This window comes from Smaragdicoccus niigatensis DSM 44881 = NBRC 103563 (assembly GCF_000380645.1).
Classification (GTDB): Bacteria; Actinomycetota; Actinomycetes; order Mycobacteriales; family Mycobacteriaceae; genus Smaragdicoccus; species Smaragdicoccus niigatensis.
This window is the reverse complement of sequence record NZ_AQXZ01000018.1, coordinates 716,470-736,096: the sequence shown is the minus strand read 5'-3', so window position 1 is coordinate 736,096 and position 19,627 is coordinate 716,470. Positions and strand designations below refer to the sequence as shown.

General features: G+C 65.5%; 23 protein-coding genes. 17 read left to right on the top strand and 6 right to left on the bottom strand.

What is annotated here, in order from left to right:
* The first annotated feature begins 7 nt into the window (after nt 1-7).
* The 3 genes from F600_RS0119800 to F600_RS0119790 are packed head-to-tail and all read left to right on the top strand — an operon-like array spanning nt 8 to nt 3,150.
* A complete protein-coding gene (locus tag F600_RS0119800; protein WP_018162389.1) occupies nt 8-688 on the top strand; it encodes a cysteine hydrolase family protein in 681 nt (226 codons plus the stop codon).
* Nucleotides 685-2,241: a SulP family inorganic anion transporter gene (locus F600_RS29075; RefSeq protein WP_018162388.1), complete on the top strand. Its 1,557-nt coding sequence runs from the start codon at nt 685-687 to the stop codon at nt 2,239-2,241. The genes F600_RS0119800 and F600_RS29075 overlap by 4 nt, the downstream gene beginning before the upstream one ends.
* Before the next feature lie 18 nt (nt 2,242-2,259).
* Entirely contained in the window at nt 2,260-3,150 is an 891-nt protein-coding gene (locus tag F600_RS0119790) for an alpha/beta hydrolase (RefSeq protein ID WP_018162387.1), read from the top strand.
* Here F600_RS0119790 and F600_RS0119785 read toward each other — a convergent pair.
* On the bottom strand, nt 3,140-4,441 hold the full coding sequence (locus F600_RS0119785; protein ID WP_026306746.1) for a DUF2254 domain-containing protein: 1,302 nt from the start codon (nt 4,439-4,441) through the stop codon (nt 3,140-3,142). The genes F600_RS0119790 and F600_RS0119785 overlap by 11 nt on opposite strands.
* A gap of 100 nt (nt 4,442-4,541) precedes the next feature.
* On the opposite strand from F600_RS0119785, the gene F600_RS0119780 reads away from it, so the two are divergent.
* Genes F600_RS0119780 through F600_RS0119770 form a run of 3 tightly spaced genes read left to right on the top strand, consistent with a single transcriptional unit; the run spans nt 4,542 to nt 7,973 of the window.
* Nucleotides 4,542-6,527 carry an NAD(+) synthase gene (locus tag F600_RS0119780; RefSeq protein WP_018162385.1) on the top strand — a complete coding sequence of 662 codons (1,986 nt, stop codon included), beginning with the start codon at nt 4,542-4,544 and terminating at the stop codon, nt 6,525-6,527.
* The gene (locus F600_RS30700) at nt 6,524-7,099 is read left to right on the top strand and encodes a hypothetical protein (RefSeq protein WP_018162384.1); all 576 of its coding nucleotides are present in this window, start codon (nt 6,524-6,526) and stop codon (nt 7,097-7,099) included. Before F600_RS0119780 ends, F600_RS30700 begins: the two co-directional genes overlap by 4 nt.
* Nucleotides 7,100-7,118: 19 nt before the next feature.
* Nucleotides 7,119-7,973, top strand: a complete 855-nt coding sequence (locus tag F600_RS0119770) for a serine hydrolase (RefSeq protein WP_018162383.1) — start codon at nt 7,119-7,121, stop codon at nt 7,971-7,973.
* Between the two features lie 45 nt (nt 7,974-8,018).
* Here the strand turns inward: F600_RS0119770 and F600_RS29065 are convergent, their stop codons facing one another.
* Nucleotides 8,019-8,330: a hypothetical protein gene (locus F600_RS29065; RefSeq protein ID WP_051090880.1), complete on the bottom strand. Its 312-nt coding sequence runs from the start codon at nt 8,328-8,330 to the stop codon at nt 8,019-8,021.
* A 173-nt stretch (nt 8,331-8,503) separates the two neighbouring features.
* Here F600_RS29065 and F600_RS0119760 point away from each other — a divergent pair, with 173 nt between their 5' ends.
* Genes F600_RS0119760 through F600_RS0119745 form a run of 4 tightly spaced genes read left to right on the top strand, consistent with a single transcriptional unit; the run spans nt 8,504 to nt 12,418 of the window.
* The gene (locus F600_RS0119760; protein ID WP_156024687.1) at nt 8,504-9,676 is read left to right on the top strand and encodes a sensor histidine kinase; all 1,173 of its coding nucleotides are present in this window, start codon (nt 8,504-8,506) and stop codon (nt 9,674-9,676) included.
* Nucleotides 9,673-10,365: a response regulator transcription factor gene (locus F600_RS0119755; RefSeq protein WP_018162380.1), complete on the top strand. Its 693-nt coding sequence runs from the start codon at nt 9,673-9,675 to the stop codon at nt 10,363-10,365. Before F600_RS0119760 ends, F600_RS0119755 begins: the two co-directional genes overlap by 4 nt.
* On the top strand, nt 10,362-11,546 hold the full coding sequence (locus F600_RS0119750) for an RNA polymerase sigma factor (RefSeq protein ID WP_018162379.1): 1,185 nt from the start codon (nt 10,362-10,364) through the stop codon (nt 11,544-11,546). The genes F600_RS0119755 and F600_RS0119750 overlap by 4 nt, the downstream gene beginning before the upstream one ends.
* A 41-nt stretch (nt 11,547-11,587) precedes the next feature.
* Nucleotides 11,588-12,418: a type IV toxin-antitoxin system AbiEi family antitoxin domain-containing protein gene (locus tag F600_RS0119745; protein WP_156024686.1), complete on the top strand. Its 831-nt coding sequence runs from the start codon at nt 11,588-11,590 to the stop codon at nt 12,416-12,418.
* 22 nt (nt 12,419-12,440) lie between these two features.
* On the opposite strand, the gene F600_RS0119740 is transcribed toward F600_RS0119745, so the two are convergent.
* The 3 genes from F600_RS0119740 to F600_RS0119730 form a co-directional block, all read right to left on the bottom strand.
* A complete protein-coding gene (locus F600_RS0119740) occupies nt 12,441-13,811 on the bottom strand; it encodes an HNH endonuclease (protein ID WP_018162377.1) in 1,371 nt (456 codons plus the stop codon).
* A gap of 68 nt (nt 13,812-13,879) precedes the next feature.
* Nucleotides 13,880-14,209: an ArsR/SmtB family transcription factor gene (locus F600_RS0119735; RefSeq protein ID WP_018162376.1), complete on the bottom strand. Its 330-nt coding sequence runs from the start codon at nt 14,207-14,209 to the stop codon at nt 13,880-13,882.
* Nucleotides 14,209-14,835, bottom strand: a complete 627-nt coding sequence (locus F600_RS0119730) for an SRPBCC family protein (protein ID WP_018162375.1) — start codon at nt 14,833-14,835, stop codon at nt 14,209-14,211. The genes F600_RS0119735 and F600_RS0119730 overlap by 1 nt, the downstream gene beginning before the upstream one ends.
* A 65-nt stretch (nt 14,836-14,900) precedes the next feature.
* Between F600_RS0119730 and F600_RS0119725 the strand changes: the two genes are divergently transcribed.
* From F600_RS0119725 to F600_RS0119700, 6 genes are read left to right on the top strand one after another with little or no spacing between them, the layout of a single operon-like run.
* Complete coding sequence (locus F600_RS0119725) at nt 14,901-15,413, top strand: O-acetyl-ADP-ribose deacetylase (protein WP_018162374.1); 513 nt, start codon at nt 14,901-14,903, stop codon at nt 15,411-15,413.
* The gene (locus F600_RS0119720) at nt 15,410-16,219 is read left to right on the top strand and encodes a sulfurtransferase (RefSeq protein ID WP_018162373.1); all 810 of its coding nucleotides are present in this window, start codon (nt 15,410-15,412) and stop codon (nt 16,217-16,219) included. The genes F600_RS0119725 and F600_RS0119720 overlap by 4 nt, the downstream gene beginning before the upstream one ends.
* Complete coding sequence (locus F600_RS0119715) at nt 16,216-16,959, top strand: pirin family protein (RefSeq protein WP_018162372.1); 744 nt, start codon at nt 16,216-16,218, stop codon at nt 16,957-16,959. Before F600_RS0119720 ends, F600_RS0119715 begins: the two co-directional genes overlap by 4 nt.
* A 34-nt stretch (nt 16,960-16,993) precedes the next feature.
* Nucleotides 16,994-17,206: a hypothetical protein gene (locus tag F600_RS0119710; protein WP_018162371.1), complete on the top strand. Its 213-nt coding sequence runs from the start codon at nt 16,994-16,996 to the stop codon at nt 17,204-17,206.
* Nucleotides 17,203-18,279: a hypothetical protein gene (locus tag F600_RS30695; RefSeq protein WP_018162370.1), complete on the top strand. Its 1,077-nt coding sequence runs from the start codon at nt 17,203-17,205 to the stop codon at nt 18,277-18,279. The genes F600_RS0119710 and F600_RS30695 overlap by 4 nt, the downstream gene beginning before the upstream one ends.
* Nucleotides 18,272-18,496 (top strand): FmdB family zinc ribbon protein, encoded by a 225-nt coding sequence (locus F600_RS0119700; RefSeq protein ID WP_026306741.1) that lies wholly within the window; start codon nt 18,272-18,274, stop codon nt 18,494-18,496. Before F600_RS30695 ends, F600_RS0119700 begins: the two co-directional genes overlap by 8 nt.
* 6 nt (nt 18,497-18,502) lie before the next feature.
* Here F600_RS0119700 and F600_RS0119695 read toward each other — a convergent pair whose 3' ends face one another.
* Nucleotides 18,503-19,087, bottom strand: coding sequence for a thioredoxin family protein (locus F600_RS0119695; RefSeq protein WP_018162368.1), 585 nt, complete (start codon nt 19,085-19,087; stop codon nt 18,503-18,505).
* 62 nt (nt 19,088-19,149) lie between these two features.
* On the opposite strand from F600_RS0119695, the gene F600_RS0119690 reads away from it, so the two are divergent.
* Nucleotides 19,150-19,611: a MarR family winged helix-turn-helix transcriptional regulator gene (locus F600_RS0119690; RefSeq protein ID WP_018162367.1), complete on the top strand. Its 462-nt coding sequence runs from the start codon at nt 19,150-19,152 to the stop codon at nt 19,609-19,611.
* Nucleotides 19,612-19,627 lie beyond the last annotated feature (16 nt).

The following is a 19,627-nucleotide window of genomic DNA, read 5'->3' as shown; positions in this document are numbered from 1 at the left end:
AGCCCGCATGATCCCAGCACAACCCTCGCCCTTTCCGTTCGACGTCGAGACGACCGCACTTGTCATCATCGATATGCAACGCGATTTCCTCCTGCCCGGCGGCTTCGGCGAATCCTTGGGCAACGACGTCTATCAGTTGCGCAAGGTCGTTGGTCCGCTGCGCGGACTGCTCGATGACTGCCGCGCGGCGGGAATGACGATCATTCATACGCGTGAGGGACACAGACCGGATTTGTCGGACTGTCCACCTGCGAAACTTCGGCGCGGAAATCCGTCCCAGCGCATTGGCGACTCGGGTCGCTTCGGCCGCATTCTCATCCGGGGTGAGTACGGCCACGACTTCATCGACGAACTCCAGCCGGCGCGCGGTGAGTACATCGTCGACAAACCCGGCAAGGGCGCCTTCTACGGCACCGATTTCGAAACCATCCTCGAGGCCGAGCGGATCGAGCAGCTCATCGTCACGGGCGTGACGACGGAAGTCTGCGTGCACACGACCGTGCGCGAGGCCAACGACCGCGGATACGACTGCCTGGTCGTATCCGATTGTGTCGGTTCATATTTCCCCGAATTCCAGCGGGTCGGCCTGGAAATGGTCGCCGCGCAGGGTGGCATTTTCGGTTGGGTCGCGCCCAGTTCGGCGGTTCGCGGTGCGATCACCAGCGAGTTCGTCGAGGTGGCAGGATGAGCGCCCCGACGAAGCTCCCGCTCTGGACCCGCGGTGACGTGAACGCCTCGTTCGGCCTCGGGTTCAACATTCTGGTCAACGTCCTCACCTTGACGACGCTGATGATCTTCGTCATCAAGGTCCCGAGTTCGGACGTGCTCGGCACCATCCTGCCGGCTCTTGGCGTCGCGTTGGTGCTCGGCAATCTGTACTACACGGTCCTGGCCCGAAACCTCGCCAAGCGGGAGAACCGCAGCGACGTCACCGGTCTGCCCTACGGGCCGAGCGTGCCGCACATGTTCATCGTGGTGTTCGTCGTCATGCTGCCGGTGTATCTGTCCACCAAGGACCCGATGCAGGCCTGGCAGGCGGGTTTGGCCTGGGCGTTCCTCATCGGTGTCATCGTCATGATCGGCGCGTTCGTCGGGCCGTACATCCGCAAACTGACACCTCGCGCCGCGATGCTCGGCACGCTCGCCGGTATTTCGATCACGTTCATCTCGATGCGTCCGGCCGCCCAGATGTGGGAAGCCGCGTGGATCGGGCTGCCGGTGCTGGCGATCATCCTCATCGGGTTCTTCACCGACGTGAAGCTGCCGGGCAACATCCCCGTCGGCCTGGCGGCGCTGTTGGTAGGTACCGCCATCGGCTGGGCGGGCGGTTTCATGTCCGCACCCGACGTCGGCGAGGCCGTCAAGCAGGTTGCGATCGGTCTGCCCGACCTGCGCCTGGACATGCTGTTCAACGGGCTCAAAGACCTTGCGCCGCTTCTGGGTACCGCGATTCCGTTGGGTGTCTACAACTTCACGGAAGCGATGAGCAACGTCGAGAGCGCGGCCGCGGCAGGGGACAGCTACAACCTGCGTAGCGTCCTGCTCGCGGACGGCGCGGGAGCGATCATCGGCTCGGCGTTCGGTTCGCCGTTCCCGCCCGCGGTCTACATCGGGCACCCGGGTTGGAAGGACGCGGGCGGTCGCGTCGGATACTCGCTCGCCGCTGGCGCCGCGATCGGCTTGTTGTGTTTCCTCGGGCTGTTCGGGGTGCTCGCAACCCTGCTTCCGATCCCCGCGATCGTGCCGATTCTGCTCTACATCGGTCTACTCATCGGCGCCCAGGCGTTCCAGGCAGTCCCGAAGGCGCACGCGATTGCCGTGGTTGCGGCGCTGCTGCCGAACCTGGCGCAGTGGGCGAGCGGACTCATCGACAACGCGCTCGCAGCGGCGGGGACCAGTGCCGACAAAGTCGGAGCCGCGGCGCTGGGTAATGCCGGCGTGGTGTACGACGGCCTGCTGACGCTCGGCCAAGGCGCGATTCTGGCGGGATTGATCTTGGGGTCGATGACGGTGTTCGTCATCGAGAAGAAGTTCATTCACGCGGCGATCGCGTCGGCAGTCGGTGCGGCGATGAGCTTCATCGGACTCATTCACGCCCCAGCGGTCGCCTGGGCCGCCGAGCCGAAGGTGGCGCTCGGTTACCTGCTGTTCGGGGTGGTTTGTCTGGTCTACGCGTTCTTGCCCAAGCCGAAGACAACGCCGGTGCCGGAACCGGAGGAACTCGAGTCGGTGAACGCATGATCCGGTGATAATCGGAGCATGCCGACCAGGACCGATGTCACGTTCGACTCGCACGGAACCACATGTGCCGCTTGGCTCTACCGCCCGGACGGGTTCGAGGGACCGCGACCGGTCATCGTGCTCGGCCACGGACTCGGCGCGGTCAAGGAAATGGGCCTCGACGCCTATGCGAGTCGATTCACCGCCGCTGGCTTCATCTGCCTTGTGTTCGATTACCGGCACTTCGGTGGCAGCGGCGGTGAGCCTCGGCAGTTGCTCGACATCGATCGTCAGCTCGAGGACTGGTCCGAGGCGATCGACTTTGCGAAGTCGATCGCCGGTGCCGATCCGACGCGCATCGGATTGTTCGGAACGTCGTTCGGCGGTGGCCACGTCATCGTCACCGCCGCCAACCATCCGGAAGTCGGCGCGGTCGTCTCGCAGTGCCCGTTCACGAGCGGAAGCGCGTCGAGTCGGACCCTCGGGATCCTCGGTCTCGCCAAGGTCAGTGCCTTGGCGACGGCCGACCTCGCGGCCGCGGCGGCGCATGCCGACCCGGTCATGGTTCCGCTGGCCGGCAAGCCGGGTTCGGCTGCGCTCATGAACGCAGCGGACGTCATCCCGGGATATCTCGGTCTGGTTCCCGACGGGCTCGACTTCACGAACGCCGTCGCCGCCCGGGTGGGTGCCGCGATCACGCTGCACCATCCGGGGCGTCGGGCGAAGGACGTGAAGTGCCCGATCATGTTCTCGGTGTGCGACAAGGACTCCGTCGCACCTCCGGGACCGACGATGAAGTACGCCGCGTTGGCGCCGAAGGGCGAGATCGTGCGATACCCGTTCGGGCACTTCGAGATCTACACCGGATCAGCGTTCGAGAAGGCGATCGTCGATCAGACGAACTTCTTCGTGCGGGTGCTCAAGCCGTAAAGCCGGAGTCCTCATGGTCGAAGAGCCGCTCGACCTGCTTCTTGTCCGACTTCTCGCTGACCGAGCGCTCGACGGTCGCGACCACGGCTTCGATGTTGGAACCGATCGTTGCCTTGCGTCCGGAGTCGGTCACCACTGCGCCGACCTGGTGCAGCATCGTCAGCACCGCTTTGAGCACGACCGGTTCGCCCGCGCCACGACGACGAATCTGCCCGCACGCGAGGTCGAGATAGTCGGCGAATCGGGGCGCCGGAACGATGAGGCGGGCGATGTTGTTGTCGTCCCGGAACACCTCCGGGCCCAGCGGCAGCTCACCGAGCTTCGACAACAGGATGCCGAGCTCGTTGGCGGCCTGGATCGACGTGTTGTAGTCGAAGTCGTGCATCGACCGAAGTGAGATGTCGACGATCTGAATGAGACCGACGGAAACGTCCTGATGCATCGTGCGCTCGAATCCGATGCGCACGTAGTTCTCCGGTGAGCGGGTCAGGAGGTTCGCCACGGCGCCGCCGGTCTGCTTCGAATCCCACACCCAGCCCAGCGTGGACCCCGAGATCACGTGGTCGCCGATTCCGGCGGCGAGTTCGACGGTCAGGCCGCGCGCCGCGGCAGCGGTGACAATCTGGTCGACATAGACGGCCTGCAGATAGCCGTAATGCGGCGACACCAGCCGCGTCGCGTCGTCCGGTCGCGGAATTGCGATCGTTTCCCGGCCGCTGTTTCGCCCGATCCCCGGCGGATGCCGTTCGATCGTCTTCGCGGTCGCGATGCCGATCTTCGCCAGGACCCGGTCCAATTGAATCGAGTGCATCATGTGGTCCACGTAGTAGACGAGGGCGGCAATGCAGACGAATAGCGAGCCGAGTCCGACGGTGACGGCGAGGCGTGGGTATTCGGCCGAGGTGTCGCCGCCGACGGTGAAAAGTCCGGCGGCGTTGTACGTGAAGGCTCCGACGAAGACCCCGAGCGTGAACTGAGCCGGCCGGTCTCGGAGATAGTTGCGCAGCAGTCGGGGCGAGTAGCGGTTCGCGGCCATCTGCAGGCCGACCATGCTCAAACCGATGACGAGTGCGAGAACCCCGACGATCGACGTGGCGAGCGTGAGCAGGAGACGGCGGGCTTCCTCTGCCGAGCCCTGGTAGATGAACGGCTTGATCCAGCCGGCCTTCGGTTCTTCGACGTACGACAGCGCCCAGCCGCTGATGAGCGCGACGATGGCGAACAGAACGGGGATGACCCAAAGCGCACCTGCGAGCTGCTCGCGCCGGTGGTCCCAGCCGGACCGTGCCATCGCCACCTCCGTGTTCGTTTCGTATTCACCTACTGTTCAGGTTAGGCCGCAGGTTAGTCACACCAGCATCTATGGCGCAGTTACTAGGTAAATTGCTCGTGTGACCTTGCCGTTCAATTCGCTGTACCGCCACGGTTTCGCGCGGGTCGCGGTCGCCGTGCCCCATGTCAAGGTCGCCGACCCCGCCTACAACGCCGAGCAGACGATCGCGCTCGCGCGGGAGGCTGCGGAGGCGGGTGCTGTGCTGACGGTGTTTCCGGAACTCGGCTTGTCGAGCTACACCGCCGACGATCTGTTCCATCAGGATGCGCTGGACGCCGCCGTCGAGCAGGCGGTTCAGGACGTCGTCGAGGCCAGCCGGCACATCGGGACGATGATGCTGGTCGGCGCCCCGATCCGCGTGCACAATCGGCTGTTCAACTGCGCCCTCGTGGTCAACGACGGCATGGTTCTGGGCGCGATTCCGAAGAGCTACCTGCCGAACTATCGCGAGTTCTATGAGAAGCGCCAGTTCGCGGCGGCTCGCGAAGCGATCGTCGACACGATCACGATCGGTGAGCAGACTGTCCCGTTTGGTACGGACATCCTGATCGAGGCGCGCAATCTGCCGGGATTCGTCGTCGGCGTCGAGATCTGCGAAGACGCCTGGGTGCCGTTTCCGCCGTCGGGCTACGCAGCGCTCGCCGGAGCCACTGTGCTGGTGAACCTGTCGGCGAGCAACGCGGTGATCGGCAAGCCGGACTACCGGCGCGAACTGTGCCAGTCGTTGTCGGCCCGGTATCTCGCCGCCTACCTGTATTCGGCTGCCGGACATGGCGAATCGACGACCGACATGGCCTGGGACGGGCAGAGCCTCATCGTCGAGAACGGGACGTTGCTCGCGGAGGGAGCTCGTTTCGAGGACAGCGGACGATTCGTGACCGCCGATCTCGACCTCCAGCGCCTTGCCGCCGACCGACTCGGAATGACGAGTTTCGGAGACAGCATTGCCGACCTTCGCGACCGGCTGACCTACCGGCGCGTGCCCGCCTACGTGCACATTCCGTCGGGTGAAGTGCCGCTGCAACGTCAGTTCGAGCGCTTTCCCTACGTCCCGGCCAACCCGGCGACGCGGCACGCGCGATGCGAGGAAGTGCACCACATCCAGGTTGAAGGGCTGTCGACCCGGTTACGCGTGACGGGGATGCAGCACCTGGTCATCGGCGTCTCGGGCGGGCTCGACTCGACCCAGGCGCTCATCGTCTGTGCCAAGACGATGGACCGGCTCGGGTTGCCGCGCGCGAATGTCCTGGCGTACACGATGCCCGGTTTTGCGACGAGCGACCGGACGCTCAACGATGCCCGTCGCCTCATGACCGAGCTAGGGGTCACTGCGCACGAGATCGACATTCGGCCGTCGTGCATGCAGATGTTGCGCGACCTCGGACATCCCGCCGGAAACGGTGAAGCGGTCTACGACATCACGTTCGAGAACGTCCAGGCTGGGGAGCGGACATCGCACCTTTTCCGGCTGGCGAACGCGCACAACGGACTCGTGGTCGGCACCGGCGACCTGAGCGAACTCGCGCTGGGATGGTGCACGTACGGCGTCGGCGACCACATGTCGCACTACAGCGTGAACGCGTCGGTGCCGAAGACTCTCATCCGTCATCTCATCGAATGGTCTGTCGAGACAGGCGAATTCGGGTCCGGTGCCGACGAGGTCCTGACGTCGATTCTGGGCACGGAGATCTCGCCCGAGTTGGTACCGGGCGCGGACATCCAGAGCTCCGAGGCGACCATCGGACCCTACGAGCTGCAGGACTTTCACCTGTACTACACGCTGCGCTTCGGCTATCGCCCGAGCCGAACGGCCTTCCTCGCGGCGCACGCATGGGGCGATAAATACGACCTGCCGACCATCAAGCGTTGGCTCGGTGTGTTCCTGCGCCGATTCTTCGGGACGAGTCAGTTCAAGCGCAGTGCGATTCCGAACGCGCCCAAGGTCGGAACCGGTGGATCGCTCTCGCCGCGCGGGGACTGGCGGGCGCCGAGCGATTCCAGTGCGAAGCCCTGGCTCGACGAACTGGAGGCCAACGTCCCATGACGAATGACGGGCCGCAATTCGCACCCGAGGGCTGGGAGCAGCAGAGCTTCCAGCCGGACCGGACAAGTGAGATGACGGGTGACTATCTGCTCCCGCCGATGCCCCCGCCGCCGCCACCCAACAACAGTCGGACGCCGCTGATCATCGCCATCGTGGCGGTCATCGTGCTGCTCGCGGTCGCCGGTGCCGGGTGGATCGTCTGGAGTCGCATCTCGGGAGTCGAGGGAAGTCCGACCGCCGGATCGCTGGCAAGCGACATGCCCACGCTGTCGCCGACGAGCGGGGCGCGACCGGTCGATCTGCCCGCCGACGCCGTGCAGTGCGAGGCGGTCACCGGGCCGCAGGGCGAATTCACCAGGTCAGCGCGTGGAAACGAGGCCACCTCGTGCCCGTTCGCCGAGGAAGCCCGCATCGCGTACGCACGCAGCGGCGCCGCCTCCGAGAGTTCTCGAACGGTCACTGTCTACAGTCCGGTCACAAAGAAGCTGTACGACATGTCGTGTCGCCAGACGGCGCCGGGACCGCTGGTAACGTGCACAGGCGGCAATGACGCGGTGGTTTATCTTTACTGACTTCAAGCGGCGGCGGGTGATGGCACCTGCGGTCGCTCTTTTGGCTGCGGCGGCGTCGGCTGGGTGCACGATCGGTCCGACCTCGCCAGACCCCACGCCGCCCCAGGCCGTCGCACCGTTCACGGCGACGCGTAAGGCGCCCGAGAACACCAAGCCCGCGGTGACCGTTGGGCTGGCGGCGAGCTTTGCGGACCTGAAGAAGCAGCTTCCCGGCACCGTCGGAGTCGCGGTCGTGCCCATCGGCGGCGCGGGCGGGCAGGTCTTCGGCGACTGGAACACCGGCGTCTCGTGGTCCACGGCGAAGGTGCCGCTTGCGATCGCCTACGTGCGCGAAACGGGGCAGGTCACCGACCAGGTCCGGGCCTCGATCATCGAATCGGATAATGCTGCGGCCGAACACATCTGGAGCGAGCTGGGGGAGCCGGCGACCGCGGCGGTCAAGGTCGTCGCGGTGCTGCGAGACGGCGGTGACAACGAGACCGTCGTTCAAGATCAGCGCACGCGGTCGGAGTACTCAGCGTTCGGGCAAACCGTGTGGAGTCTGCGCAACCAGGCACTGTTCACCGCGAACCTGCCGTGCATCGCGCGTGGACCAGAGGTTCTCGACCTCATGTCGGACATTCAGCCAGCCCAACGGTGGGGTTTGTCGAACGTCGACGGCGCGCAGTTCAAGGGTGGTTGGGGACCCGGCGTCGACGGCAAGTACCTCGTTCGTCAGCTGGGGATCGTGTCGGTTCCCGGCGGCGGGAAGGTCGCTGTCGCCATGGCGGCGACGCCCAACTCGGGGACCTTCGACGACGGGGTCCAGATGCTGGATCAGGTCGGCGCGTGGATCAAAGACCACATCGCCGACCTGTCCGGAGGAGCCTGCTAGTGGGGCGTGGCTCCTCAGCCCCGACAACCCCTGCCTGCCAGTTCGCTACGCCGCGACCAGTTCGCGAATGACAGTCCGGTCGAGCACGGCCCGCAGATGCGGCTGCTCGGCCTTCAACTGCTGCCAGGCCCACATCGGCTCGATGCCCTTCTCGATCGCATAGTCGAGCTTGGCATTGAGGTGGTTGGTCCACCGTGCCTGCAGCGCCTGCAGGATGCCTTCGGCGCTGCCGAAGAGTCGAGCCGCGTCCGGGTGTCCGGCGAACGCGTCGGCGACCGCCCCTGCCGGATCGATGTCGGCGTGTTCGAGAACGTTGTCAAGGATGTCGTAGCGAGCGTGAACGTCGGCCCAAGTCATCGGGCTCACCTCCAGTGGTGGGGTTCTTCCTTGAGTCCAAAGCTACGAGCCGTTGGTCAGCGAGGAACCGTGCGACGGTAGGGATTTCGCTTCATACCGTGGTAGGAGACGGGTCCCGCCCACAGAACGATCCTCAGGTCTTCCAAACGCTCTAAGTTGGAAATGTGCAACTGGTGGAGCATGTCAAGCACCGGATGGCGGAGCAGGGCTACGACTACCCGGTGTGGATCGCGCTGTTCTGCAACTTCGCGTTGTTCGTCGGCATGGGGGCATCGCTTGCGCAACGCTGGCCGGGTACCGCGGGGACGTGGGCCGGCTTGGCCATCATGCTCGCGACCGAGATCTATTTCTTGGCTGTCGGATGGATTCCGCGCTGGTCCTTCGGGCTCGTGTACATCGTGGGCACCGGACTTCTCCTCACCCAGCCCGAAACGCCGGATTTCGCGCCGTTCACGCTCATCCTCGCGGTGGCGATTTCGGCGGCGACGTCGAACCTGATCGAAAGCCTCATCATCTGGGCGGGGGCAATGGCGCTGGTCGCCGTGCCGACCTTCCAGGGCAATCTCGACAACGGCTTCATGTACCTGCTCGGTATCGAATTCGGTTGGTCGGCGGGCTTCATGCTGCTGTTCCAGCAACGTCAACTGCAGCAGGAGCGCAAGCAGCAGCAGGCTCGGGCGATCGAGGTCGCTACCGACGAGCGTCGCCGGATCGCCCGCGAAGTCCATGATGTGGTCGCACATTCGCTGTCGGTGACGATGCTGCACGTGACCGGCGCGCGCCGGGCGCTCGAAGTCGATCGAGACGTCGACGACGCGGTCGAATCACTGCGCGAGGCCGAGCGCCTAGGTCGTCAAGCGATGTCGGATATTCGGAAAACCGTTGGACTGCTGGACAAGTCCGAGGGTGTCGCACCTCCGGAACCGGGCATCGAGGATGTGCCGACCTTGATGAAGGACTTCGAGCGGGCCGGATTCCCCGTGCGATTCGAGTTGGACGGTTCGACCGAAGGTGTCTCGCCCGCGACCGGGCTGGGCCTGTACCGCATCGCCCAGGAGTCGATGACGAACGTCGCCAAGCACGCCCCCGGCGCGGTGGTCGATGCGCGGGTGCAGGTGTCCGAGGCGGGCGTCGCCCTGTTGGTGCGAAACACGCTGCCGAATGGTTCGCACGTCGCTCCCGACCGCGATGGCGGCACCGGGTTGGCCGGCATGCGCCGCCGCACGCAGGCGCTCGGCGGCGAGTTCGAGGCCGGGCCCGCCGACGAGGGCTGGGTCGTGCGCGCGATCTTCCCGAGTAATGCCGATGAACAGGCGTTGTGCCGTTTGCGCAGGTGGATGCAATGAGCCTTGGCGCCGTCCCCGGGAATGTTGCGGTTCGAGTGCTGCTCGTCGACGACCAGGAACTGGTCCGGTCCGGGCTCAAGCGAATCCTGCGACGCAAGGACGGCTTCGACATCGTGGGGGAGTGCGCCGACGGTTCTGAGGTCGGCGCGGCCGTCGCGGCAGTCGAGCCGGACGTCGTGGTGATGGACCTCCGCATGCGCAACGTCAGCGGCGTGGAAGCGACGCGACAGCTCCAGGCCAATCCGCATCATCCGCCCGTCCTCGTGCTGACGACGTTCGATGACGACGAGACGTTGTCCGCGGCGCTGCGGGCTGGAGCTGCGGGTTTCGTCCTCAAGGACTCACCGGCCGAGGACCTCATTCGCGCGGTGAAGACCATCGCCGACGGCGGCGCGTACGTCGATCCCGGGGTGACAGGCCGGGTGTTGGCCGCCTACCGCGAGTTCGTCGCGGCGCCGAACCGAAACGGTTCTGCGGTTGACGTGCTGACCGCGCGCGAGCAGGAAGTCCTCCGGCTCATCGCGCGGGGCCGCACGAATGCCGAAATCAGCGATGAGTTGTACATTTCCGAGGTGACGGTCAAGAGCCACATCGGTCGGATCTTCCTCAAGTTGGAGCTGCGCGATCGAGCCGCAGCGATCATCTACGCCTTCAACCATGGCCTCGTGCGCCCCGGGGAAAGCCGGTGAGGTTCGACGACATCTACCGCGCCGAATTCGGCCGGGTGGTCGCCGCGCTGACCGGGCGCTTCGGAGACATCACGCTCGCCGAAGAAATGGCACAGGAGGCGTTCACCGAGGCTCTGCAGCGGTGGGCCAAGGACGGCATTCCGCCGAATCCGGGCGCCTGGATCATGACGACGGCCCGCAACCGGGCGATCGATCGGCTTCGCCGCGAATCGCTCCGCGACGACAAGTACCGCGCGGCGGAGATCTTGCACGATCCCGAGCCCGTCGAAATCTCCGTCGTTCCGGACGACCGCCTGCGACTTCTGTTCACGTGTTGTCACCCGGCACTCGCGCCGGAAGTTCAGGTCGCGCTGACTTTGCGACTGCTCGGCGGTCTCACGGTCGCGGAGGTTGCGGAGGCCTTCCTCGTTCCGGAACGGACGATGGCGCAACGCATCACGCGGGCCAAGAAGAAGATCACCGTGGCGCGGATTCCGTATCGCGTGCCCCAGTCCGAGGACCTTCCGGTTCGACTCCGGGGCGTGCTCACGACGGTCTACCTCATTTTCAACGAGGGGTATTTGCCGTCGTCTGGCGCACACGAACTCCGCACCGACCTGTGCGCCGAGGCCATCCGGTTGGGGCGCGTCCTGCGCAGCCTCATGCCAGACGAGCCCGAGGTGATCGGGTTGCTCGCGTTGATGCTGCTCATCGACGCGCGGGCGAAGGCGCGCTTCGCGGACGGCATGCTCGTGCCGTTGGGAGAGCAGGACCGTTTGCAGTGGGATACCGCGATGATCGCCGAGGGACATGACCTCGTGCGCTGGTGTCTTCGGGTCAACCGGCCGGGCATGTATCAGCTGCTCGCGGCGATCAACGCCGTGCACTCCGACGCTGCCCGGGTAGCCGACACCGATTGGCATCAGGTCGTGGCGCTGTACGACCGGTTGCTGGTCGTCACCCCAACGCCGATCGTCGCACTGAACCGCGCGATCGCGGTCGCTGAGGTCGACGGACCTGAGATTGCTCTCGCGATCGTCGATTCGCTCGACCTGGACAGCTACCACCCATTCCACGCGACGCGCGCGGATCTGCTCCGACGGCTCGGTCGCGGCGATGAGGCGCGCGCGGCTTATGACCGTGCAATCGAGCTCGCGGGAAACCCGGCGGAGACGGCCTATTTGAAATCGCGCCGCGATTAGGGAACCAGCGGGGCACCGCGTGCGTCGGCATGGGTGTGGACGTGAATGGGATCTTCGCCGCGCAGGACGGGATCATCACCCGCAGCCAAGCGTTCGCCGCGGGCATGAGCCGGTCGGCGATCAGCCGACGGGTGACCTCGGAGGAGTGGACGCGGGAAGCGCCGTGCATCTATCGACGTGCCGATCGTCGGATGACGCCGCCCGCCGAGCTCCGCGTCGCGGTGTACAGCGCCGGCGATGACGCGGTCGCGTTCGGCCCCAGCGCGGCGTGGTGGCACGGCCTGAGCCCGGCGCCGGAGCAATCGTGGGTCAACATCCCGGTGCGCTGCGCCTTGGAGTATCGGCTGCATCGACGCGTGCGACGTCGCGACCTCCGTCCCGACGATGTCGTCGTGATCAACGGACTGCAGGTCACGAGCCTGCCGCTGACCGTGCTCGATTCCGCCGATCCCTCACTGATCGACCACGCGTTGCGATCGAAGCGGGTGTCGATGCGATCGCTGGTCGACTGCCATCGCCGGAATGCGAGTCGGTCCGGCACCCCGTTGGCGGGCCGATTGCTCGCCGAAGCGGGCGAGCGCTCGCGGGCGGCCGCCCGGCAACGGCTCATCACGATCCTCCGCCGGGCGGGCATCGACGGCTGGGCCGCTCACGTTCGTGTGCTCGGCCATCGGCTCGATGTGGCGTTCGCCGATCAGCGCACCGCGGTCCTCGTCGACGGCTGGGCAGGCTGCCTGCAGTCCCACAGTTCGTTGGTCACCGCCTCGTTGGATACCGCCGGGTGGCAGGTCCTCCAATTCTCGTGGCAGGAGTTGTACGAATCGCCCGCGAAGGTCGTGGCCGAAGTCCGCGCAAGCCTGACTCGACCCTGACCGAACGTTCCGCGGAACGCGGTCAGGCTGCTGCGGGTCGGGTTTGGTGCTCCTCTCGGTAGGTCCAGGTGCGGTAGAGGACTTCGATGGCGTAGTGGAGGCTGAGTTTGCCGCCGTGGACGGGGACGGTGGCGTCGGGCCGGACGCGACGGTTCGGTGACCAGTCGTTGCTGGCGTTCAGCGGGGGTGCGGGTTCCAGTAGCGCGCCGTGGGGATCGTGGAAGGTGAACCGTTCGTTTCCGTGGGCGGTGATGGCGAAGACGCCGCGGTGTAGGGCGCGGTGGTGGGTGGAGCACAGCAGGATGAGGTTGTCGGGGTCGGTTTCTCCGTCTTGTGACCAGGGCTTGACGTGGTGAATGTGCAGGTGGCGGGTCCTGCCGCAGCCGGGGTGCTGGCAGGTGCGGTCGCGTTGGGTGATGTATTGGACGAGGCGCCGGTTGGGGGTGCGGCGTTCGCGGCCCCACCGCAGTCGGATGCCGCCTTTGTCGACTGTTTTGCTGACGGTGGCGCAGCATTCGGCTTCGGCCACCTCGGCGTCGGTGAGCGCGGGACCGTTGTCCAGGTGCGGGTCCGGTACTGGCGCTGATTCAGCGGAGTCCTCGCACGCGACGTGCGTGTGGATGATGACCTCGGCGCCGGGGGCGATGTGGGGCATGTGGATTGTGGTGCGGACGGTGTCGGCCATGGTGAGTACGGCGGGGGCGATGTTGGCGGGGACGTGCCGCCAGAGGTCGCGGTGGGGTTTGGGTGAATCTGGTTCGGGTGAAACGTTCTGCGGAACGTCGGGATCGCCCTCGGTGCGGGTGCGTTCGTATTCGGCGCGGACGGCGCCGGCGAGGAACCGGGCGCCGTCGAGTGTGGACAGGCGCAGGGTGACGGACAGGCTGCCGTCGTCGTGCCATTTCCATCGCCCGGAGGATTCGATCGGGGGTGCTGGGTCGGGCTTGTGGCGTTCGACCTGGCGGATCGCGCGGACGACGCGTTCGACTTGTTCGGCGGTGGCGGAGGTGGCGATGGTGAGGAGTTCGGGTTCACGTTCGGGGGTGGCGACGCGGGTGATGGCGCGGACTTTGGAGTAGGTGAGTTCGCCTTTGGTGAATGCCTTTTGGATGAGGGGGAGTGCGGTGAGCGCGTGGGCGACGCGGACGTGGTCTTGGGCGGTGCGCAGGGTCATGCCGGTGCGCCAGGTCAGCCAGTGTGCGCAGGAGAGGATGCCGACGCCGGACCAGGCGTTGCGGGTGTCGAATTCGGCGAGGAGTTCGAGGAACCGTGCGGTGAGTGCGGCGAGTTGTCCTGCGTATCCGACGAGGCGGTTGCCGAGGTCGTCATCGGAGAGCGCTTTGGCTGGCTGGTCGTCGAACAGGTTGGTGGGGTGGAGAACGGTCACGGTCACGGCGACCTCCTGATTCGAATCGGTGTTCGAATCGAAGCTACTGCGACCCTCTGACAAGTAGCCCGGCCTCAGCGTTCCGCGGAACGCTTCCCCCGCCGCAGCTCCGTCTCCAGCGCGTCCAAACGCTGCTCCCAGAAGATTCGGAACTGCCCGAGCCAGGCGTCGACCTGCGCCAACGGGCCTGCGTCGAGCGCATAGATCCGGCGCGTCCCTTCCGGTCGCACGCTAGCAAACCCGCTGTCGCGCAGGACCTTCAGCTGCATCGACACCGCGGGCTGCGAGATCCCGAACTCGTTCGCGATGACCGCGACAACCTCGCCCGAGGCATGTTCCCCGGACGCGAGGAGCTCGAGGATCCGGCGGCGAACCGGATCCCCGAGAACGTCGAAGGCGTGCATCAGCCGACGTACGCCTTGAGGCAGCGATCCGCTGCCGCGGTGGCCACGGCGGCGTCTTCACCGGCGGTGATCGCGGCGTCCCGCCAGGCGTCGCTGCTGTCGCGCATGTAGCCGGACAGGTCCATCGATGCCACGTCACCCTCGCGAACGACGATGTCGGGGTTGGCGAGATGCTCGCCGAGGCCCATGAGTGACATCTCCCAGCCGATGCCGACGGCGCCGGGGCCGAACTGCTGGTAGTGCGGCGACGTCAGGTCCTCGATGGGCGCGCTGTGTTCGAGACGGAACAGGGTTCCGCCGTCGACGGTCTCGAGGAACACGTCGACCCAGGTGAGTGAGTCGCCGAATTCCCACGTGATGGCCAGATGGCTGGGGGCATCGCACGCGAGTACCTCGCCACCGGCATTTCCGTCGAATTGGAATCGGCCGCCGACGTGCAGATCGCCGTGGATTGTCAGCATCCAGCGGTGGATGCGTTCCTTCGAGGTGAGGGCGTCCCAGACGTCGTCGATCGTGGCGTTGAAAGTGCGGTTCGCGTGCAGTATCCGAACCTGCTTGCCGTCTCGGATTGCGGTGGTCAGGGAGCGGTCAGTGGCACCGAAGTGATCGGCCAACGAGAACTTCATGAGTCAATTATATAAGTAACAACTGATAGATAGGCAAGTGTCGATCTAGTCGGCATGATGGAGATATGACGAGCCTCGAAGTGATCAAGGGAGACATCACGACCGTCTCCGTTGATGCGATCGTCAACGCCGCGAACTCGAGCCTGCTGGGCGGCGGTGGAGTCGATGGAGCGATACATCGGGCCGGCGGGCCATCGATTCTCGCTGCGTGCCGCAAGCTTCGGGCGACGACCCTGCCAGACGGACTGCCCACCGGCCGCGCTGTCGCAACGACCGCCGGCAACCTCGACGCGCGTTGGGTCATCCACACGGTGGGCCCGGTTTACAGCCAATCGCACGATCGGTCGGCTCAGCTTCGCTCGGCGTACACGAGTAGCCTCGCTGTTGCAGACGAGGTCGGTGCGACGAGTGTTGCGTTCCCGTTGATCTCGGCGGGCATCTATGGCTGGCCACTCGAGAATGCGGTCTGGCATGCAATCGATTCCGTACGCACGGCGACCACTGACGTGCGTACCGTTCTATTTGTGGCGTTCAGTGAACCGATCGCCGCGCTGCTACGAGCGGAGCTAGACCGATGACCACCCTCATCACCGCTGCTGAACTCGCCGATCGGCCCGCGCAGGTTGTTCTTGATGTGCGCTGGGCTCTGGGCGATCCCTACGGCCGCAACCACTACGAGAACGGCCACATCCCGGGCGCGATCTTCGTAGACCTCGAATCGGAATTGGCGGCATTGCCGTCGAAGGCAAAGGGCCGGCATCCGCTTCCGCGGATTGCCGATCTGCAGGCAAACGCGCGGAAGTGGGGCATCAGCGACGATTCGTTGGTTGTCGTCTACGACGCCGTTGGCGGAACGTCAGCCGCACGTGCCTGGTGGCTGCTGACCTGGGCGGGCGTCAAGGACGTCCGTATTCTGGACGGCGGTTGGCACGCCTGGCACAACGCGGATCTGCCGGTCGAACGAGGCGCGGGTCAGCCGCATGCTCCAGGCGACGTCACGCTGAGCGAGGGCCACCTCCCGACCATTGACATCGACGACGCCGCGAACTGGTCCGGCACTCTGATCGATTCCCGCGCACACCCACGCTTCCGCGGGGACGTCGAACCGGTTGATCCCAAGGCCGGCCACATCCCGGGTGCGATCAACGCACCGGCGACCGACAACCTCTCCGCCGATGGCCGGTTCCTCACGCCCGAGCAACTGCGCGCGAAGTTCGGCGACCTCACCAAGCCGGTTGCCGTGTACTGCGGCTCCGGGGTCACGGCTTCGCACACCGTCGCGGCGCTGTCGATCATCGGCGTCGACGCGGCGCTGTTCCCGGGGTCCTGGTCACAGTGGTCGAACGACCGCCGACGGCCAGTGGCAACCGGTGATGCTTCGTGACGGATCTCGACGTCCGCCGAGCAGATGATCGACTCCACACCGAGATCGATTGGCTCGATTCGAGGCACTCGTTCTCCTTCGGCCATCACTACGACCCCCACAACACCCATCACGGCGTCCTTCTCGTCAATAACGACGACGTCGTCACGGCAGGTCAGGGCTTTGATACCCACCCACACAGCAATATGGAGATCGTCACGTGGGTGGTGCGCGGGTCGCTCGTCCACCAGGACTCGATGGGGCATTCGGGGGTCATCTACCCGGGGCTCGCACAGCGGATGAGCGCCGGGACAGGCATTCTGCACTCCGAACGAAATGACTCATGGCGACTCGGGGCGGCGACGCACGAGGACCCCGTGCGGTTCATCCAGATGTGGGTCATCCCGGACGAGGCTGACGTCGATCCCGGCTATCAGCAGTTGGAAATCGACTCCCCGTTGAACGCCGGTGACCTCATTCCCGTCGCGACCGGAATGCCGACCTACGACTCCGCCATTCGAATCCGCAACACCAACGCCGCGATGCTCGTGGCCCGCATGCAGCCGGGCCGCCAGGTCGTCCTGCCGGACGCGCCCTATCTGCACGTTTTCGTCGTGCAGGGCGAGGTGTCGATGGAAGGCGTGGGACTGCTTTCCGAGGGAGACGCGGTCCGCGTTTCCGGTGGCGGTGGGCAGGCTCTACTGTCGGAGCAAGGCGCCGAAGTCATCGTCTGGGAGATGCACCAACGACTCGGCGGCTAGCCATGACGGGGCAAGCCCAACGAAGGAGCACACCTTGAGCGGTCATTCCGCGCTCGCGGTCGAACTGCGTACCCAGCCGCCGGCTGAACTGAAGTCGCTTTCGGACGCTGATGCTCAGCACCTGGCGTCCGCGCTGAAGAAGGCCCGCGAGACGCAGTCTGCCGAACTTGACCAGTCGATCACTGAGGCGCTCAAGCACATTCCGTGGCCGCTGCGTGGTGCGGTCAAGAAGGTGGTTGGTCTGTGACGAGCCTTCCCGTGCGCGCGGAGTTGACCAAGCTCGGCGCGCTGCTTTTGCTGGACCCCAAGGACCTCGCTTACCTGTCGCACCTGGACGCGTCAGTCATCCGGAAGTTCCGGGAAGACGCCATGGACATGATGTTCGCGGCGGACCGCAAGCGACTCGAGGGATCGGCTGCGGCTACGCGGATGGTGCCGGCGGCGATCAGCGCAAAAATCGCGACCCTCGTGATCCCGCCGCGTCTCGCCGCCCGAGTCGCCGGGTTGACCGAGTCGGGTAAGGCCGTGGACCTCGCGAGTCGGCTTCCGGTCAAGTACCTCGCGGATGTCGCGCCGTTCCTCGACCCGCGGCGCGTCAGCGCGATTCTCGGCGAGGTCCCGAACGAGCTGGTCTCGGAGGTCGCGAAGATTCTCGGCCGCACCGGCGACTACATCACGATGGGCCGCATGGTCGCCCACATCAAGCACGAGGCGATCTTCCAGACGCTCGCGCACCTTGACGACTACACCCTGCTGCAGGCGGGATTCGTCATCGAGGACACGAGCCGGATGCCGGAGATCATCCACATGCTGCCGGAGCATCGGCTCATCTCGATCACGGAGGTCGCAGACGAGCGCGGTCACTGGCTCGAAGCGATGGGACTGCTCGACAACCTCGATGACAGCCTTCGCCGCCATCTCGTGAACCTCGTCGCGCGCCAGCCTCATTTGATGAACGGGCTGGTCAAGTGTGCGTACGACGAGGACTTGTGGGACGTCGCGCTGCCATTGGCCCCGCTCATGACCGAGGAGTCGTTGCAGACGTTCGTCCATGTCGATGTCCTGCATCAGCGCGAAGTGGTCGAGTCACTCGTCGATGCGGCCGCGCGCCTGGATCTGTGGGAGCACGTGAACCCACTGCTGCCGCTCGTCGACTCCAACCTCGGCGCGCACCTGGCGCACGCCCTGGCCGGCATCAGCGATGAGCATCTCGACCGTCTGGTCGGCGAAGTCACCCGCGCGGGACTAAAAGACGCCCTCGATGCCGTTGCACTGCACGACGAGAAGCTGGCCGAAAGGATCGCCCACCGCAATGCCTAGATACGACTACCGCTGCCGCTCATGCGGAACGCAGTTCGAGGTCGATCGCCCGATGGCGCAGGCCAGCGAGCCGGCGATCTGCCCGGAGGGCCACTCGAACACGGTCAAGCTGATCTCGATGTTCGCGGTGGGAGGCGGTTCTGCTGCGTCGTCGCTGCCGGTGCAGGCGCCACCGTCCGCCGGCGGAGGTTGTTGCGGCGGCGGTGGCTGCTGCTAGTCCGCGTTACTTCAGCAGGCTGAACCAGCCAGGTGCGTTGCCTGGCTTCCACTTGATGTTGCACCCGATGCTCGGGTGCTGCTCACCGCTGATCGGCTCACCCGAGAGGAGTGCTGTGACGGCTGCGGTGAGCTCGTCGCCCGTCGCCGTGAGGCCGTTCCGCGGCGTCGATTCGTCGAAGCGGCCGCGGTAGACAAGTTCCAAATCGCGGTCGAAGAGGTAGAACTCGGGCGTGCACGCGGCCTGATAAGCGATTGCGGCGCTCTGGTCCTCGTCGATCAGATACGGGAAGCGCCAGCCCCACTCGGCCGCCGCGGCCGGCATGTTGATCGGCGCGTCGTCCGGGTAAGCATCGGCGTTGTTGCTGTTGATCGCGACGACGCCGATTCCAGCGGAATGCCACTCGGAGGCGAGACGCCCGAAGTCGTTGCCGATGTGCTTGACGTAGGGGCAGTGATTGCACACGAACGCGACGAGCGTTCCGTTCTCGCCTTGAATGTCCGTCAGTGACCAGGTGTGTCCGGTCGGGTCGGGGAGTGCGAATCCCGGTGCAGTGGTGCCGAGCGGGAGCATCGTGGAGGTGACTGCCATGCGTTCAATATATGTTTGGGGCGTTACGCTGCGGCAATCACGCCACGCCCTATCCTTGACGCATGGTCCGCTGGCTGAGTGAAGAGGAGTTCGAAACCTGGATGGCGTACATCCGGCTTCGGCAGCGCATTGATGCGCAACTGGCGAGTGGTTTCGCCAAGGATGGGTTGTCAGCGGCGGATTACGAGCTGATGGTCGCGTTGTCTGCGGCACCCGACGACAAGCTTCGCGCCCGGGATCTGGGCCGTTCCGTGTGCTGGGACAAGACCCGGTTGTCGAAGCAGTTGTCGCGAATGGACGCTCGCGGTCTGGTCACCAGAGAACCGGCGCCGGAAGATGCGCGGGGCATCGTGGTGACGCTGTCGCCGGAAGGGCGTCGGCTGTTGGAGAAGGCGGCACCGAATCATGTGGACTTGGTTCGGCGATTGTTCGTCGACCGGATCTCCGAAAGTGAAGCCGTCAATCTGCGGAGCCTGTGCGCGAAGGTCGTCGCGATTACCGACGCCGAACCGGAGCCGTGCTGAAATACTTTTGTGCTGG

Coding starts and splice junctions, on each gene's coding strand:
- F600_RS0119800 (WP_018162389.1), top strand. CDS start 8: ATGATCCCAGCACAACCCTCGCCCTTTCCGTTCGACGTCGAGACGACC.
- F600_RS29075 (WP_018162388.1), top strand. CDS start 685: ATGAGCGCCCCGACGAAGCTCCCGCTCTGGACCCGCGGTGACGTGAAC.
- F600_RS0119790 (WP_018162387.1), top strand. CDS start 2,260: ATGCCGACCAGGACCGATGTCACGTTCGACTCGCACGGAACCACATGT.
- F600_RS0119785 (WP_026306746.1), bottom strand. CDS start 4,441: ATGGCACGGTCCGGCTGGGACCACCGGCGCGAGCAGCTCGCAGGTGCG.
- F600_RS30700 (WP_018162384.1), top strand. CDS start 6,524: ATGACGAATGACGGGCCGCAATTCGCACCCGAGGGCTGGGAGCAGCAG.
- F600_RS0119770 (WP_018162383.1), top strand. CDS start 7,119: ATGGCACCTGCGGTCGCTCTTTTGGCTGCGGCGGCGTCGGCTGGGTGC.
- F600_RS29065 (WP_051090880.1), bottom strand. CDS start 8,330: ATGACTTGGGCCGACGTTCACGCTCGCTACGACATCCTTGACAACGTT.
- F600_RS0119755 (WP_018162380.1), top strand. CDS start 9,673: ATGAGCCTTGGCGCCGTCCCCGGGAATGTTGCGGTTCGAGTGCTGCTC.
- F600_RS0119735 (WP_018162376.1), bottom strand. CDS start 14,209: ATGCACGCCTTCGACGTTCTCGGGGATCCGGTTCGCCGCCGGATCCTC.
- F600_RS0119730 (WP_018162375.1), bottom strand. CDS start 14,835: ATGAAGTTCTCGTTGGCCGATCACTTCGGTGCCACTGACCGCTCCCTG.
- F600_RS0119725 (WP_018162374.1), top strand. CDS start 14,901: ATGACGAGCCTCGAAGTGATCAAGGGAGACATCACGACCGTCTCCGTT.
- F600_RS0119720 (WP_018162373.1), top strand. CDS start 15,410: ATGACCACCCTCATCACCGCTGCTGAACTCGCCGATCGGCCCGCGCAG.
- F600_RS0119700 (WP_026306741.1), top strand. CDS start 18,272: ATGCCTAGATACGACTACCGCTGCCGCTCATGCGGAACGCAGTTCGAG.
- F600_RS0119695 (WP_018162368.1), bottom strand. CDS start 19,087: ATGGCAGTCACCTCCACGATGCTCCCGCTCGGCACCACTGCACCGGGA.
- F600_RS0119690 (WP_018162367.1), top strand. CDS start 19,150: ATGGTCCGCTGGCTGAGTGAAGAGGAGTTCGAAACCTGGATGGCGTAC.